We start from the raw sequence: 16,510 nt of genomic DNA on the forward strand, positions 1-16,510 counted from the left end.
AGGCGGAGGGGGCGAGGGCCGGCGGGTCAGCCCTTGACGGCGCCGAGCATCACGCCCGACACGAAGTAGCGCTGCACGAACGGGTACACGCAGAGGATCGGCAGCGAGGTCAGGACGATCGTCACGGCCTGGATGTTGGCCGCGGTCTGCGTCAGCTGGTCGGTGGTGGCACCGGCGTTGCCGCCCTGGGTGGCGCCCGCGATGAGGTTGCGCAGGTAGACGGTGACCGGCATGAGGTCGGCCTTGTCCATGTAGAGGAAGGCGCTGAACCAGGAGTTCCAGAAGGACACCGAGTAGAACAGCACCATCGTCGCGACGACCGCCTTCGACAGCGGCAGCACGATTCTGAGCAGGGTGCCGTAGGTGCTGAGGCCGTCGATCTGGGCGGCCTCCTCCAGTTCGTCCGGCAGGCTCTCGAAGAAGGCCTTCATCACCAGCAGGTTGAACACGCTGATGGCGTTCGGCAGGGCCAGCGCCCACACGCTGTTCTTCAAACCGAGGCTGGTGATCAGCACGTAGTTGGGGATCAGACCGCCGGTGAAGAACATGGTGAACACGGCGATGCCGACGAGCATCCCGCGGCCCTTGAGGTTCTTCTTCGACAGGACGTACGCGTAACAGGTCGTCAGGACCATGGCGACGGCGGTGGAGACGACCGTGTAGAAGACGGTGTTGCCGTAGTTCCGCCAGAACATCCCGTCGTGGAAGACGACTTCGTACGTGGTGAGGTTGAAGCCCTTGGGCCACAGCGTCACCTCGCCCGCCCGGATGTGCCGTTCGCCGGAGAACGAGCGGGCGATGATGTTGACGAACGGGTAGAGGGTGACCAGCACGACCAGGGTGAGGATGACCCCGTTGACGCCCTGGAAGACGCGGTAGCCGGGGGTCGGCTGGTTGACCGAGGTGCGCGGTTTGCGCGTGGACAGCAGGCTCACCACAGGCTCGTCCCCACGGTGCGGCGCGACATCTGGTTCGCGGAAGTGATCAGGATCAGGCCGATGACCGCCTCGAACAGGCCGATCGCGGCGGCGTAGCTGAAGCTGTTGGACTCGACGCCGGTGCGGTACAGGTACGTGGAGATCACGTCGGCGGTCGGGTAGGTCAGCGGGTTGTAGAGCAGCAGGACCTTCTCGAAGCCGACCGCGAGGAACGTGCCGATGTTGAGGATCAGCAGCGTGATCATCGTGGGCCGGATGCCGGGCAGCGTGACGTGCCAGATCTGCCGCCAGCGGCTCGCCCCGTCGATGCGGGCGGCCTCGTAGAGGTCCTCGTCGATGGTGGTGAGCGCGGCGAGGTAGAGGATCGTGCCCCAGCCCGCCGTCTGCCAGATCTCCGAGCCGACGTAGATGGTGCGGAACCACTCGGGTTCCTGGATGAACCGGACGGGTTCGTGCCCGAACCAGCCGAGCACGTGGTTGACCGGGCCGTCGGTGGCGAGCATCTGCAGGGTGATGCCCGCGACGATCACGATCGACAGGAAGTGCGGCAGGTACGACACCGACTGCACGAACCGCTTCAGGGAGCGGCGGCGCACCTCGTTGAGGAGCAGCGCGAGCACGATCGGGATCGGGAAGCAGAACAGGAGCGTGAGCCCGCCGATCCAGAGGGTGTTGCGGAACACCTGCCAGAACGTGGGGTCGGACAGGAACATCCGCACATAGCGCAGCCCGACCCACTCCTGCCCCAGGATCGAACCGCCCGGCTCGAACCGGCGGAAGGCGATCACGTTGCCGATCATCGGCAGGTAGCGGAAGACCAGGAAGAACAGCAGCGGCAGGACGGCCAGCGAGTACAGCTGCCAGTCGCGCCGCAGCGCCCGCCGCCAACCGCCCGGGGACGCAGGCCGGGTGCGGCGGGCGCGCCCGGCCGTCGTCCTCGGCGGCGGTGGGTCCTCGGTGCCGGACGACGGTGCCGGCGTGGTGGAGGTGCTCATGCTCGGGCCTCCCCGGGGCATGGAACGCGGAATTGGGACCGAAACTTTCGAGCTCTTACCGGTAACTTCGCGGCAACTTAAGGGCACCGGTAACCGCTGTCAATGGGTGGCACAGACTGGGGCCTTGCGGGGTTTCCGGGGTGCTCAATTCCCTTTCCGGGGGCGGCGAAGGATCTGTTCCGGCTGCTAGGGTCGGCGGAAATTTCTGTCGTACGTCCGCAACAATCGGTCGCCCTGTCCCCAAGTCCTGTGCGAGGTGCCGCCGTGCCCGCGTTCGACCTGTCCCTGTCCGAACTGGAATGCCACCGCCCCTACCCCGACGAGCCGGACGACTTCGACGAGTTCTGGCAGCGCACCCTCAAGGAGGCGGCCGGGGCTGAGGTGTTGGAGTCGGTGCGGCCGGTGGAGACCGGCCTGCGGCTGACCGAGACCTGGGACGTGACGTTCCGGGGCTTCGCCGGCGACCCGGTGCGCGCCTGGTTCAGCCGGCCCGCCGGAGCCCGCGAACCCCTCCCGTCCGTCGTCGAGTACGCGGGCTACGGGCGCGGGCGCGGCCTGCCGCACGAGCGGCTCACCTGGGTCAACGCCGGGTACGCGCATCTGCTGATGGACAACCGGGGGCAGGGCGACCAGTACGGCTCGGGCGGGGCCACACCCGACCCGCACGCCGGCGCGCCGGGCGGCCCCGGCCCGGCGGTGCGCGGCCTGCTGGACCCCCGGGACCACCACTACCGGCGGCTGATCACCGACGCGGTGCGCGCGGTCGCCGCCGCACGCGCCCTGCCGGGCGTGGCCGCCGCCCGGACCGTGGCCGTCGGCAACAGCCAGGGCGGCGGGCTCGCGCTGGCCGTCGCCGGGCTCGTCCCCGACCTGGCGGCCGTCCTGGTGACCGCGCCGCTGCTGTGCGGCATCCGGCGCGCGCTGGACCTGACGGACGCGGGACCCTACGGCGAGATCGCCGCGTACCTCGCCGTGCACCGGGGCGCCGAACGGGCCGCGTACCGCACGCTGTCCTACCTGGAGGGCGTCTCGTTCGCCCGCCGCGCGCACGCCCCGGCGCACTTCGGGGTGGGCCTGCGCGACACGGTGTGCCCGCCGAGCGGGGCGTACGCCGCGTACAACCGCTACGCGGAGCTGACCGGCGCGCACCCGCGCCGGGAGATCCACGCCTACCCGTTCAACGGCCACGAGGGCGGCGACGCGGTCCAGGTGCGCCGTCAACTACTGTGGCTGCGAGAGGTGTTGGGCGAGACGGGCGGCGACGCCGGAGCGTGAGGCGGCTCCCCTCCTGAAGTCGCGGCAGCCGTTTACAAGGGCAACCGGTCGGCGATACGTTCCACCCGTGCGGTGGGAGCGTTCCCAGTGGGCGGACCGGAACCTGCCCGGGCGCCCTCCCACCGCACGTCCCGACCGCGTGAACGCCCGAGGGCCGCACCCCCGCCTGCGGGGATGCGGCCCTCGACTGCCGTGCCGTACCGCTCTGTCGTTACTTGCGGATCAGGCTGCGCAGCACGTACTGCATAATGCCGCCGTTGCGGTAGTAGTCCGCCTCGCCGGGGGTGTCGATGCGGACGACCGCGTCGAACTCGACGCCGGTGTCGGTGGTGACCTTCACCGTGCGCGGGGTGGTGCCGTCGTTGAGCTCGGTGACGCCGGTGATGGAGAAGGTCTCCTCGCCGGTCAGGCCGAGGCTCTGCGCGGACTGGCCCTCCGGGAACTGCAGCGGCAGGACGCCCATGCCGATGAGGTTCGAGCGGTGGATGCGCTCGTAGGACTCGGCGATGACGGCCTTGACGCCGAGGAGCGCGGTGCCCTTGGCCGCCCAGTCGCGGGACGAGCCGGAGCCGTACTCCTTGCCGGCCAGGACGACCAGCGGGATGCCGGCGGCCTGGTAGTTCTGCGAGGCGTCGTAGATGAAGGCGACGGGGGCGCCGTCCTGCGTGAAGTCACGCGTGTAGCCGCCCTCGGTGCCCGGCGCGATCTGGTTGCGCAGGCGGATGTTGGCGAACGTGCCGCGGATCATGACCTCGTGGTTGCCGCGGCGCGAGCCGTAGCTGTTGAAGTCGCGGCGCTCGACGCCGTGCTCCGTGAGGTACTTGCCGGCCGGGGTGTCGGCCTTGATGGCGCCGGCCGGGGAGATGTGGTCGGTGGTGACCGAGTCGCCCAGCTTGGCGAGCACGCGGGCGCCGGTGATGTCCGAGACCGGCGTGGTCTCCATCGTCATGCCCTCGAAGTACGGGGGCTTGCGGACGTAGGTGGACTCCGGGTCCCACTCAAAGGTGTTGCCGGTCGGGATCGACAGCGCCTGCCACTGGGCGTCGCCCGCGAAGACGTCGCTGTAGGACTTGGTGAACATGTCCTCGCCGATCGCGCTGGCGACGACCTCGTTGACCTCGGCCTCGGTCGGCCAGATGTCCTTCAGGTAGACCGGGTTGCCGTCCTGGTCGGCGCCCAGGGCCTCCTTGGTGATGTCCACCTTCATGGACCCGGCGAGGGCGTAGGCGACGACCAGCGGCGGGGACGCCAGGTAGTTCATCTTGACGTCGGGGTTGATGCGGCCCTCGAAGTTCCGGTTGCCGGAGAGGACCGAGGTGACCGCGAGGTCGTGCTCGTTGACGGCCTTGGAGACCTCCTCCGGCAGCGGGCCGGAGTTGCCGATGCAGGTGGTGCAGCCGTAGCCGACGAGGTTGAAGCCGACCTTGTCGAGGTACGGGGTCAGGCCCGCCTTCTCGAAGTAGTCGGTGACGACCTTGGAGCCCGGGGCGAGGGTGGTCTTGACCCACGGCTTGCGGGTCAGGCCCTTCTCGACCGCCTTCTTGGCCACCAGGGCGGCGGCGACCATGACGTACGGGTTGGAGGTGTTGGTGCAGGAGGTGATGGCCGCGACCGTCACCGCACCGTGGTCCAGCTCGTAGGTCGTGCCGTCGGGGGCGGTGACCGGAACCGGGTTGCTCGGCACGCCGTTGCTGACGGCCGGGGCGTCGGAGGCCGGGAAGGACTCCTGGCCCGCCTCGTCGACGCTGTCGACGTAGTTGCGGACGTCCTGCTTGAACTGCTCGGCGGCGTTCGCGAGGACGATGCGGTCCTGCGGGCGCTTCGGGCCGGCGATGGAGGGCACGACCGTGGAGAGGTCGAGCTCCAGCTTCTCGGAGAAGTCCGGCTCGGCCTTCGGGTCAAGCCAGAGGCCCTGCTCCTTGGCGTAGGCCTCGACGAGCGCGACCTGCTGGCCGGAGCGGCCGGTCAGACGCAGGTAGTTCAGGGTCTCGTCGTCGATCGGGAAGATCGCGGCGGTGGAGCCGAACTCCGGCGACATGTTGCCGATGGTGGCGCGGTTGGCCAGCGACGTGGCGGCCACGCCCTCGCCGTAGAACTCGACGAACTTGCCGACGACGCCGTGCTTGCGCAGCATCTCGGTGATGGTGAGCACCAGGTCGGTGGCGGTGGTGCCGGGCGGGAGCTCGCCGGTGAGCTTGAAGCCGACGACGCGCGGGATCAGCATGGAGACCGGCTGGCCGAGCATGGCGGCCTCGGCCTCGATGCCGCCGACGCCCCAGCCGAGGACGCCGAGGCCGTTGACCATGGTGGTGTGCGAGTCGGTGCCGACCAGGGTGTCGGGGTAGGCCTGGCCACCGCGGACCATGACGGTGCGGGCCAGGTGCTCGATGTTGACCTGGTGGACGATGCCGGTGCCGGGCGGGACGACCTTGAACTCGTCGAAGGCGGTCTGGCCCCAGCGCAGGAACTGGTAGCGCTCCTTGTTGCGGCCGTACTCCAGCTCGACGTTCTGCGCGAAGGCCTCGTTCGTGCCGAACTTGTCGGCGATGACGGAGTGGTCGATGACCAGCTCGGCCGGCGCCAGCGGGTTGATCTTCGCCGGGTCGCCGCCCAGCTCCTTGACGGCCTCACGCATGGTGGCGAGGTCCACGACACAGGGCACGCCGGTGAAGTCCTGCATGATCACGCGGGCCGGCGTGAACTGGATCTCCTGCGACGGCTGGGCCTGGGAGTCCCAGCCGCCGAGGGCGCGGATGTGGTCGGCGGTGATGTTGGCGCCGTCCTCGGTGCGGAGCAGGTTCTCCAGCAGCACCTTCAGGCTGTAGGGAAGGCGCGCGGAGCCCTCGACCTTGTCCAACCGGAAGATCTCGTACGACTCGTCGCCCACCTGCAGCGTGCTGCGGGCGTCGAAGCTGTTCGCCGACACGACAGTCTCCTTCATTGATGTGCGCGTTCCACCGCATCCTGCCGCCACGCCGTCCTGGCCGATCCGCTAAGGTAAGGCTAAGTTAGGGTGCCCTTACCGAGGTGGCGGCTGCGGTGCGCCTCGGCAGATATCTCGATGTCGAGATAACTCTAGTACATGAGGCCGGACTGGTCATGCCCCGGCTTGGTGTGTCCGCCGCCACGAAACCGGGGCGGCACCTGCCATCGGCGGGCGAAGCGGGGGTAACCGTCAGGGACGGACCCGCCCGAGCGACACCCCGAGGAGGTGCGCATGCCCCTGACGTTCCGCAAGAGTTTCCGGATCCTGCCGGGAGTACGGCTCAACATCAACAAGCGCTCCTGGTCCATCACCACCGGCGGCACCCACGGCCCGCGCCACACACGCAGCAGCACCGGACGCCGTACGACATCGATGGATTTGCCCGGACCTTTCGGATGGCGCCGGACCCGTTCGGCCAGGCGGGACTGACTCCCCGTCACCTGAACGGCCCTCCGGACAGGCGCCATCTCATATCTGAGATAACCTCAATCCCATGGCAGACGACTACCTCGTACGCATCGGCAAGCTCATCCGTGACGCCCGGCAACACCGGGGCTGGACGCAGTCGCAGCTGGCCGAGGCGCTCGGCACCAGCCAGAGCGCCGTCAACCGCATCGAGCGCGGCAACCAGAACATCAGCCTTGAGATGATCGCCCGTATCGGCGAAGCACTGGACAGCGAAATCGTCTCGCTGGGCTACGCGGGTCCGATGCACCTGCGGGTGGTCGGCGGCCGGCGCCTGTCCGGAGCCATCGACGTCAAGACGAGCAAGAACGCCTGCGTGGCCCTGCTGTGCGCCTCGCTGCTCAACAAGGGGCGCACGGTGCTGCGCCGGGTCGCCCGCATCGAGGAGGTCTACCGCCTCCTGGAGGTCCTGCACTCCATCGGCGTGCGCACCCGCTGGATCAACGACGGCGTCGACCTGGAGATCGTGCCGCCGGCCGAGCTCGACATGGCGGCCATCGACGCCGAGGCGGCGGTGCGCACCCGCTCCATCATCATGTTCCTCGGCCCCCTGCTGCACCGTATGGACCGCTTCATGCTGCCCTACGCCGGCGGCTGCGACCTCGGCACGCGGACCATCGAGCCGCACATGATCGCGCTGCGCCGGTTCGGCCTGGACGTGGCCGCCACGGAGGGCCAGTACCACGCGGTCGTCGACCGCTCGGTCCGCCCCGACCGCCCGATCGTGCTGACCGAGCGCGGCGACACGGTCACCGAGAACGCGCTGCTCGCCGCCGCGCGCCACGACGGCGTCACCGTCGTCCGCAACGCCTCCTCCAACTACATGGTCCAGGACCTGTGCTTCTTCCTGGAGGCCCTGGGCGTCCGGGTGGAGGGCATCGGCACGACCACGCTCACCGTGCACGGCGTGCCGGTCATCGACGTCGACGTGGACTACTCCCCCTCCGAGGACCCGGTCGAGGCGATGAGCCTGCTGGCCGCGGCGGTGGTGACGGAGTCGGAACTGACGGTGCGTCGCGTCCCCATCGAGTTCCTGGAGATCGAACTGGCGGTCCTGGAGGAGATGGGCCTCGACCACGACCGCACCGCGGAGTACTTCGCCGACAACGGCCGTACCCGGCTGGTGGACCTCACCGTCCGGCCCTCCAAGCTGGAGGCGCCGATCGACAAGATCCACCCGATGCCGTTCCCCGGCCTGAACATCGACAACGTCCCGTTCTTCGCGGCCATCGCGGCGACCGCGCAGGGCAAGACCCTGATCCACGACTGGGTCTACGACAACCGCGCGATCTACCTCACCGACCTCAACCGCCTCGGCGGACGCCTGCAGTTGCTGGACCCGCACCGCGTCCTGGTCGAGGGCCCGACCCGCTGGCGCGCCGCCGAGATGATGTGCCCACCGGCCCTGCGCCCCGCGGTGGTGGTCCTGCTGGCGATGATGGCGGCGGAGGGCACGTCCGTGCTGCGCAACGTGTACGTCATCAACCGGGGGTATGAGGATCTGGCGGAGCGGCTGAACTCCATTGGGGCGCAGATCGAGATCTTCCGGGACATCTGACCGTTCGTTCGTAAGAACCAGCGCGCGTTCCCTCCTGACCTGCACACATGCGAGGCAGGAGGGAGCGCGTAGGCACCTCTGGGACCGACCGGCGACGAAACGACGTCGAGTTGCGTCCCCCCGATCAACGAATTATGGCTGAAAGGCATCGGAGCGCGGCCAATCCGCCACTACGTCGTCCGGCGGGGGCAAAAGTGGAAACGGAAGCGGAAGCGGAAGCGGAATCAGAACGCCGCCGAGGAACGGTTACGGGACATCGTCGATAAGACGAACAACGCCTGATGCGGAATCCCCGCCCTTGCAGGCCGAGGCCCTGCGCGGACCCGGCCGCCCGCCGATCTTCGTAGAATCCCTGGGGTGGACGGCTGTGGCTGTGCTAGCCTCACCAACGGCTCACAGGAGAGCGATCAGAAACGGGGGATGATCGTGTCACGGGGGCGCGTGCTCGTTATTGGGGACAGCATCCGATTAGTTTCGAAGGCGAAGTCGGCCGGTGTGGAAGTCGCCTATATACAAAAGCCGTCACAATTCGATCCCGCACTGATTCCGCACTGCCAGCAGCTTGCCCTGGTGGATTATCAGCACGTGCCCAGCGCCGCCGCGATGGCCGCCGCGCTGCACCGCATCGCACCGATCACGCGGATCGTCACACAGACCGAGGCAGCACAACTGGTGGCCGGTCACTTGACCGACGTCCTGGGGATTCCCGGCACATCGGAACGATGCGCCCGGCTGCTGCACGACAAGTCCGCGATGCGGGCACTACTGAACGAGCAGGGCATCGGGGCCGTTCCCTATGCGGTCAATCCCACGCAGGCGCAGCTCCGCGAATTCGTCGCCTCGCACGGGGCATCCATCGTCAAACCGACCAAGGGCTCGGGCAGCCTCGGAGTCCGCCGGATCGAATCGGTCGAGGACGTCGACGAGATATGGGCCTGGTGCCAGTCCTTCGAGCTCGGTGAATTCCAGGTCGAGAAACTTCTGGTCGGTCCCGAACTGAGCGTGGAATCCTTTTCCGAATCGGGTCGGCACACGATCATCGCGGTCACCGCCAAGGACACCGAGGGCGGTACCGTGGAGCTCGGACACGTCATTCCGGCGCCCCTGGCGGAGGAACAGCTCGACGAGATCCGCGAGTTGACGGTGCGGCTGCTCGACGCGGTCGGTCTTGAGGACGGCCCGTCGCACACAGAAATCATCCTCACCGCCGAGGGACCGCGGGTCATCGAATCGCACACCCGTCGCGGGGGCGACCGGATCAACGATCTCGTCAGAATGGTGTACGGGGTCGACATGGAGGAGGCCACCTATCGCCTCGTCGGCCACGGTGCTCCGCTCGACGGTCATCTGCACCCCGCCCGCGGCGCGGCCGCCATCCGTTTCCTGACCGCGGCCCCGGGGGTCGTCACCTCCGTCACCGGCTTGGACGCGGCGCGGGCCGTCGACGGGGTGGTAGAGGTGTCGGTCAGTGTGGAGGCGGGTTCGGTGGTGCCCGAGCTCCGCTGGTCGGACGATCGCTGCGGGCACGTCATCGTCCGTGCCGACGACGCCGACACGGCCGTCCGTCTGGCCCGCACGGTCGCCGGACACATCTCGATCAACACCGAGCCCGTCACGGACGACTGTCCGGGTCCGCACGCGGTGGCACCGGACACGCTGAGCTCGATCCTGCGCCCGTACGACGAGGTGTTCGACCCGTTCCACGAGGCCCTGACCGCGTCTTAGCCGCGATCCGGGATCCGGCCTTCCCGGCCGGATCCCGCAGGATCAGTCCCCGTCGTCGCGAGGTCCGGGAAAGCCCGGGCTCGTCGGCGTGCCGGGGAGCGGACAGCGGCGCCCCGCCCGCCATACCGGAGACAGCACGACACGGAGCGCGCCTCCGGAACACCCGGGCGCCCCGGACCTCGTGCGGCAGGGCGCCGATCCCTTGCATCCACATCGCTCGTCATGTCAACGAGCCGAGTTTCGTTCCGAGTTTGGAGTGCGGTATGGCCGGGGAACCGGACACAGGCACAAGCATGCTCTCGTACACCCAGGAAAGCCTCTGGCTCTTCCACGAGCTCGCCGACTCCGACGAGCCCGCGTACAACGAATCGGTGGCCTTCGAGACGGCCGGTGACCTCGATCCGGGCGCGTTGAGCCGCGCCGTCCGGGCCACCGTCCTGCGACACGACACACTCCGCACGACGTTCCACGAGACCCCCGGCGGGCCGCGGGCCCAGGTGCACCACGCCGGCGGTGACTCCCTTCCGGACAGTACGACCGTGGTCGACCTGCGCGCCCTGGCCGCTGCCGAGGCCCGCCGCCGGGCGGAGGAGGTGCTCGCCGAACACCACCGGCGACCGTTCGACCTGAGCGCGGTTCCCCTGCTGCGGGCGGTCGTGGTGGCGCTGCCGGACGACATCTGGATGCTCGGCCTGACGGCCCACCACATCGTCATCGACGACTGGAGCATCCGCCTGGTCCTCGACGAGATCGCGGAGAACTACCGCACCCTGGTGGCCACCGGACGCCTGCCGCAGCGGCCCGTCTCCGGCGCCGCGTTCCGCGCCTTCGTCGCGGAGAGCCGCTCGGCGGCCGCGGACGGGAAACAGGCAGCCGCCGTCGAGCGCTGGCGCCGGTCGCTGGCCGACGCCCCGGAACTGCTCGGCATGCCACTGGACCGCCCGCGTCCCGCGGTTCAGACCTTCCGCGGCGACAGCACGACCATCACCGTGCCCGGCGCGGACGTCGAACCGCTGCTCAAGGAATGCGCCCGCACCTGCCGCAGTACCGCGTTCCCGGTGTTCCTCGCCGCCTATGCGCTGCTGCTGCACCGCTACACACGTCAGGAAGGTTTCGCCATCGGCACCACGGTGCTGAACCGGCCGGGCGTCGAGGACCTGGAGCAGGTCGGCTGCTACGTCAACACCCTGCCCCTGTACGTGCCGGTGGACCCGGACGGCACGTTCCGCACCGTGCTGTCCGGCGCCCGGGAAGCCGCCGAGCGTCTGCTGGACGACGGTGACACGCCCTGGCCGAAGGTGGTCGAGGCGCTCGGGGCCGAGCGGGCGCGGAACCACAACCCGGTCTTCCAGACGATGCTCACGATGCTCGACGGCCGTCCCTCGATCGACCTCGGACCGGGACTGGTCTCCCAGTACCACCCCGTCCGTCGGACCGCCGCCAAGTTCGACCTGATGCTGTACGTCAACCGGGCCGACGGCGCGTACGAGTTCGAGCTCGAGTTCAACACGGATCTGTTCACCCGGGACACCGCGGAGCGGATCCTGCGCAACTACGCGCGACTGCTGGCCTCGCTGGCCGACGCCGGCGTCGACGCACCGGTGGGCACGCCGTCGATGACCCGCGACGAGGAACGGGACCTGATCCTCGGCGACTGGAACGACACGCAGGTCGCCCACCCGGACGGCACCATCGCCGACGTCATCGAGGAGCAGGTCCGGCGGAGCCCCGACAACCTTGCCGTCGAGTTCGAAGGCACGACATACACGTACGACGAGCTGAACCGGCGGGCCAACCAGGTGGCGAGCCGCATCCGCACCGTCCTCGGGACGACCGGGACCGGTCCCTTCGTCGGGGTGTTCATGGAGCGCTCCGCGGAGATGGTGATCGCGCTGCTCGCAATCGTCAAGGCGGGCTGCGCTTATGTGCCCATCGACCCCGAGTACCCGGCCGCCCGGATCGAGTTCATGCTCCAGGACGCGGGTGTACCGCTGATCCTCACCCAGGAGCACCACCGCCCGGCACTCGGCGGCGCCGCCGCCCAGCTCCTCGTCCTCCCGGACGAGTCGCTGGACCACGAGGACGACACCGATCCCGTCCGCGAGCTGGGCCCCGACTCGCCGGTGTACATGATCTACACCTCCGGATCCACGGGGCAGCCCAAGGGTGTGATCAACCGCCATGACGCACTGGCCAACCGGCTCCACTGGATGCAGTCCGCCTTCCCGTTGTCCGACGGTGCCGGGGCGGACCGGGTGCTCCAGAAGACCCCGTACAGCTTCGACGTCTCGGTGTGGGAGTTCTTCTGGCCACTGATGACCGGGGCCGCCATCGTCGTGGCCCGGCCCGGCGGACACCGTGACCCCGACTACCTCAAGGAACTCATCCGGTCCCGGGCCGTCACGACCGTGCACTTCGTCCCCTCGATGCTGAACGTGTTCCTCGAGGGGGAGGAACTCGCCCAGCACTGCGGCCCGCTCAAGCGGGTCATCTGCAGCGGCGAGGCGCTCCCCCGCAAGACCATCGAGGTCTTCGCCGCCACGCTCCCCTCCTGCGAACTGCACAACCTCTACGGCCCGACCGAGGCCGCGATCGACGTCTCGCACTGGCCCTGCCGGGCCGACTACCCGGGAGATCTCGTCCCCATCGGCAAGCCCATCGACAACGTGCGGCTGTACGTCCTGGACCGGGACCTGCGACTGCAGCCGGTCGGCGTTCCCGGGGAGCTGTGCATCGGCGGCGTCGCCGTGGCGACCGGCTACCACCGGCGCGACGACCTCAACGCCAGGATGTTCGTCCCCGACCCCTACGGAACGGCCCCGGGAGCCCGCCTCTACCGCACCGGCGACCTGGCCCGCTTCCTCCCGGACGGTCGGATCCAATATCTGGGCCGCATCGACAACCAGGTCAAGTTGCGCGGTCTGCGGGTCGAGCCCGACGAGATCGCCGCGGTCATGCGCGACCTGCCCGGCGTCCAGGACGCGGCCGTCGTCGTGGACGCGTCGGGTCCCGCGCAGGCACTGGCCGCCTACGTCGTGAGCGCCGCCTTCGACCCCGACGACCTGCGAGCCCGGCTGCGGAAGCTGCTGCCCGAGTTCCTCGTCCCGCAGTACCTCATCGAGGTGCCGCGGCTGCCCACCACTCCCAACGGCAAGCTGGACCGGCGTGCCCTGCCCTCGCCGACGGCCCACGCGGCACCGGCCGACCGGGCCGGCCGCCCGCCCGCCACGACCGCCGAGCAGGACGTGGCCCGAGCCTGGCGGGATGTCCTCGGACTCCGGGCACCGGTCGGCGCCGACAGCAACTTCTTCGCCCTCGGCGGGGACTCGATCATGGCACTGCGGGTCAGCTCCCGGCTGCGCGCGGCCGGATACGCGGTCAACCTGCGCGACGTGTTCGCCCACACGACGATCGCGGAGTTCGCCGCCTCGCTGACCCGCCAGGACGCCGCGTCGTCCGGACCGGCCGCCACCGAGGCGTTCGGTCTGCTGACGGACGACGACAAGGCGGCGCTCCCCACGGCAGCGGAAGACGCCTGGCCGCTGACGAAGCTCCAGTCGGGCATGATCTACCACTCGCTGCTCGACGAGGGCTCCCCCGTCTACCACGACATCTTCGACTACGAGTTCACCGGGGTGACCGATCCGGCCGAACTGGCCCGTGCCGTGCGGGAAACCGTGGCACGCCACGCTCAACTGCGGTCCTTCTTCGACCTGGAGCACTACGACGAGCCGCTCCAGGTCCTGCTCCGCCCTGACGCGGTCGGCGCCGCGCCGGCCCTGAAGGTCGTGGACCTCACCGGGCTGCCCGCCGACGCGCAGGACCGGGCGGTCGAGGAGTGGATCGACGCCGAGAAGCGCCGCCCGCTGGACCTCGCCAGGCCGCCCCTGCGCTTCCGCGCCCACGTACGGGGCAACGGCCGTGTCAACCTGGCGATCTCGTTCCACCACCTGATCCTGGACGGGTGGAGCGTCGCCCTCGTCATCGAGGAGATCCGGCGCCGCTGCGCCGGGCTCCCGGCCGGCCGGACGGCCGAAGCCGCCCCGGACCCCAGCTACGGCACCTACGTGGCGCTGGAGCGCGAGAGCGCACGGCGCCCGGCGGACCAGGACGCCTGGCGCAGGCTGCTCGACGGCTTCTCCGCGACGCTGCTGGCCGGCCACCTCGGATCCGCGGCGCCGGGGACGATCGAGACCGCGGTACTGGAGCGGGCCGTTCCGGCAGGGCTGGAGGAGCGGCTGCGCCTGCGCGCCGCGGCCCTCGGGCTCCCGCTCAAGTCGCTCTATCTGGCCGCGCACTGCTTGGCCCTGGCGGACCTGACCGGCAGGTCACGCGTGGTCACCGGGCTGGTCGGCAACGGCCGCCCGGAAGTGCCCGGCGGCAGCGAGATGGTCGGCCTGTTCCTGAACACGCTTCCGCTGCCCGTCGAGGTGCGTGAGGCGGACGACGCGGAGCTGCCGGCCTCGGTCTTCGAGCGCGAGCGGGAACTCGTCCCGCTCCAGCGGTTCCCCCTCGCCGACATCGAGCGGCAGCAGGGCGGAGCGATCTTCGACGTGGTCTTCAACTACACCGACTTCCACTCCTACGCGACGGCCGGTGACACGGCCGCCGCCACGCGAGACACCGTGTCGATCGAGAACGCCCGGTACTTCGAGCTCACCAGCTTCCCGATGACCCTCCACGTGCACCGGGACCGCTTCACCGGTGCGACGCAGCTCGCCGTGTCCCACGACCGCGGGCGGCTCAAGACCTCCACGGCGGAACAGTTCCTGGGCGAGTTCCTCGCCGCCCTCGAACGCTACGCGGGACAGGAACCGGCCGACGGCCGTCCGGACGCCACGGAGCGTGCCGTCGCCGCGGTCATCGCGGAGGTGCTCGGCAGCGAGACGGTCGGCGCCGAGGAGAACTACCTCGACGCCGGCGTGGACTCGATCAGCTCCATCCGCATCCTCGCCAAACTGCGCAGGCAGTTCCCCGGTGCGGCGCTGCGCGACGTGATGGAGGCGCGCACGGTACGGGCCCTGGTCCGCAGGCTCGCGGCGCGGGCCCCCGGGCCCGGGACCGCGGAGGCGACGGGCAGCGTCGGGCAATCCTCGGGCGCGTCACTCGAAGGGCTCCCTCCGGGAGTCGTCGACGCCTACCCCCTCACCGCCACCCAGCTCCGGATGATCAGGGCGACGCTGCGGGACCCCGCACAGTCCGCCTACCATGACGTCTTCGCCTACTCCGTCGCGCTGCCACTGGACGCTCGCCTGCTGCGCGCCGCACTGCGGCGGATGACCGCGTCCTGCGAGACGCTGCGCGCCGCCGTCGACCTCGCGGCGTCACCCGTTCCCCGGCAGCTCGTGTACGCCTCGGTCGAGCCCGATCTCACCGTGGTCGACGCGCTGGACAACCCCTCGGCGGCCGACGACTGGTTCGAGAGGGAACGCGGTTCGGGATTCCGCTGGGAGCAGCCCGGGCTCATACGGTTCGCGGCACACCGCATCGCGACGGACCGCTTCGTGCTCTCGCTGAGCTTCCACCACGCGGTCGTCGACGGCTGGAGCCTCTCCCTCCTCGTCCGGGACCTCCTCCTCTCGTACGCCTCGGAGGTCGGCGCGTCCGCCGCCGGTGCCGGAACGGGCGCCGGTGCCGGGCCCGTCCGGACCGGCGACGGGGCCGGCTCCTTCCGGGACTACGCCATGGCCGAGACGGCCGCCCGTTCCTCCGCCGAGTCGCGGGAGTTCTGGCACGACGTCCTCGCGGGCCACCCCGGGGCGTGGCTGCCCCGCTACCCGTCCGACGGCGGTTCCCGCTGGGCCGAGGCGACCGTCGTCCTCCCGCCCGACCGGGAAGCCCGGCTGCGCGAGGTCGCGCGCCGCACCGGGCACCCGCTCAAGTACGTCCTGCTCGCGGCGCACTTGAGGGTGCTGGCCCTGGTCACGGGCGAGCCCGATGTCCTGACCGGGGTGTTCACCCACGGCCGCCCCGAGACCGACGACGCGCAGGAACTGGTCGGGATGTTCCTCAACTTCCAGCCGCACCGCGTCCGGGTCGAGGACCAGACGTGGCCGCAGCTCATCGACCAGGTGTTCACGTTCGAGATGCGCGCGCTCGCACACCGCCGCTGCGCCGCGACGGGCGACGGCCCGGACGACTGGCCCCGGTACTCCGCGCTGTTCAACTACACGGATTTCCCCGCGTACACGGACGCCGCCCACGGGGGCGGGCACCTCACCGGTGTCCGGTGGTTCGAGCACACGGATGCGCCGTTCCTCGCGACCGTGGGCCGCGACCCGGACCGTTCCGCGCTGGAGATCACCCTCAACGCCGACGGCAGGCTCCTCCCGCAGGGCGTGATGGACGACCTGGCGCGCCTGTACGAGGCCGTCCTGGCACAGATCGCCGAGACCCCCGACAGCCCCGTCCACGACACCACCGACCGGATCGAGACGTGCGTGGACGGCCTCGCCGCGCGCCGGAACCCGTCCGCCTGAAAGGGAACAGAGAACCTCCGTGAACACCTTCCGAAACCCCCCGGGGATCGCGCCGCCGCTCGCCGCGTACTCGCACCAGGCCGAGATCA

At 69.8% G+C, this 16,510-nt stretch carries 8 protein-coding genes; 5 read left to right on the top strand and 3 right to left on the bottom strand.

All coding sequences use genetic code 11. The features are described from left to right. Positions 1-26 precede the first annotated feature (26 nt). Positions 27-935, bottom strand: coding sequence for a carbohydrate ABC transporter permease (locus QC282_RS13045; RefSeq protein ID WP_279549468.1), 909 nt, complete (start codon positions 933-935; stop codon positions 27-29). Then, positions 932-1,933: a sugar ABC transporter permease gene (locus tag QC282_RS13050; RefSeq protein WP_279549469.1), complete on the bottom strand. Its 1,002-nt coding sequence runs from the start codon at positions 1,931-1,933 to the stop codon at positions 932-934. The genes QC282_RS13045 and QC282_RS13050 overlap by 4 nt, the downstream gene beginning before the upstream one ends. Positions 1,934-2,197: 264 nt before the next feature. On the opposite strand from QC282_RS13050, the gene QC282_RS13055 reads away from it, so the two are divergent. Further along, entirely contained in the window at positions 2,198-3,208 is a 1,011-nt protein-coding gene (locus QC282_RS13055) for an acetylxylan esterase (RefSeq protein ID WP_279549470.1), read from the top strand. Positions 3,209-3,419: 211 nt separating this feature from the next. On the opposite strand, the gene acnA is transcribed toward QC282_RS13055, so the two are convergent. Continuing rightward, positions 3,420-6,149 (bottom strand): aconitate hydratase AcnA, encoded by a 2,730-nt coding sequence (acnA, locus tag QC282_RS13060; protein ID WP_279549471.1) that lies wholly within the window; start codon positions 6,147-6,149, stop codon positions 3,420-3,422. Positions 6,150-6,425: 276 nt separating this feature from the next. Between acnA and QC282_RS13065 the strand changes: the two genes are divergently transcribed. From QC282_RS13065 to QC282_RS13080, 4 genes are all read left to right on the top strand, one after another. Next, positions 6,426-6,623 carry a DUF4236 domain-containing protein gene (locus QC282_RS13065; protein ID WP_279549472.1) on the top strand — a complete coding sequence of 66 codons (198 nt, stop codon included), beginning with the start codon at positions 6,426-6,428 and terminating at the stop codon, positions 6,621-6,623. A 64-nt stretch (positions 6,624-6,687) separates the two neighbouring features. Further along, positions 6,688-8,217: a UDP-N-acetylglucosamine 1-carboxyvinyltransferase gene (locus QC282_RS13070; protein WP_279549473.1), complete on the top strand. Its 1,530-nt coding sequence runs from the start codon at positions 6,688-6,690 to the stop codon at positions 8,215-8,217. A 420-nt stretch (positions 8,218-8,637) separates the two neighbouring features. Next, positions 8,638-9,942, top strand: a complete 1,305-nt coding sequence (locus QC282_RS13075; protein ID WP_279549572.1) for an ATP-grasp domain-containing protein — start codon at positions 8,638-8,640, stop codon at positions 9,940-9,942. Between the two features lie 293 nt (positions 9,943-10,235). Then, the gene (locus QC282_RS13080; RefSeq protein WP_279549474.1) at positions 10,236-16,421 is read left to right on the top strand and encodes a non-ribosomal peptide synthetase; all 6,186 of its coding nucleotides are present in this window, start codon (positions 10,236-10,238) and stop codon (positions 16,419-16,421) included. Positions 16,422-16,510 lie beyond the last annotated feature (89 nt).

The sequence above is a fragment of the Streptomyces sp. DH24 genome, from assembly GCF_029813775.1.
GTDB lineage: Bacteria > Actinomycetota > Actinomycetes > Streptomycetales > Streptomycetaceae > Streptomyces.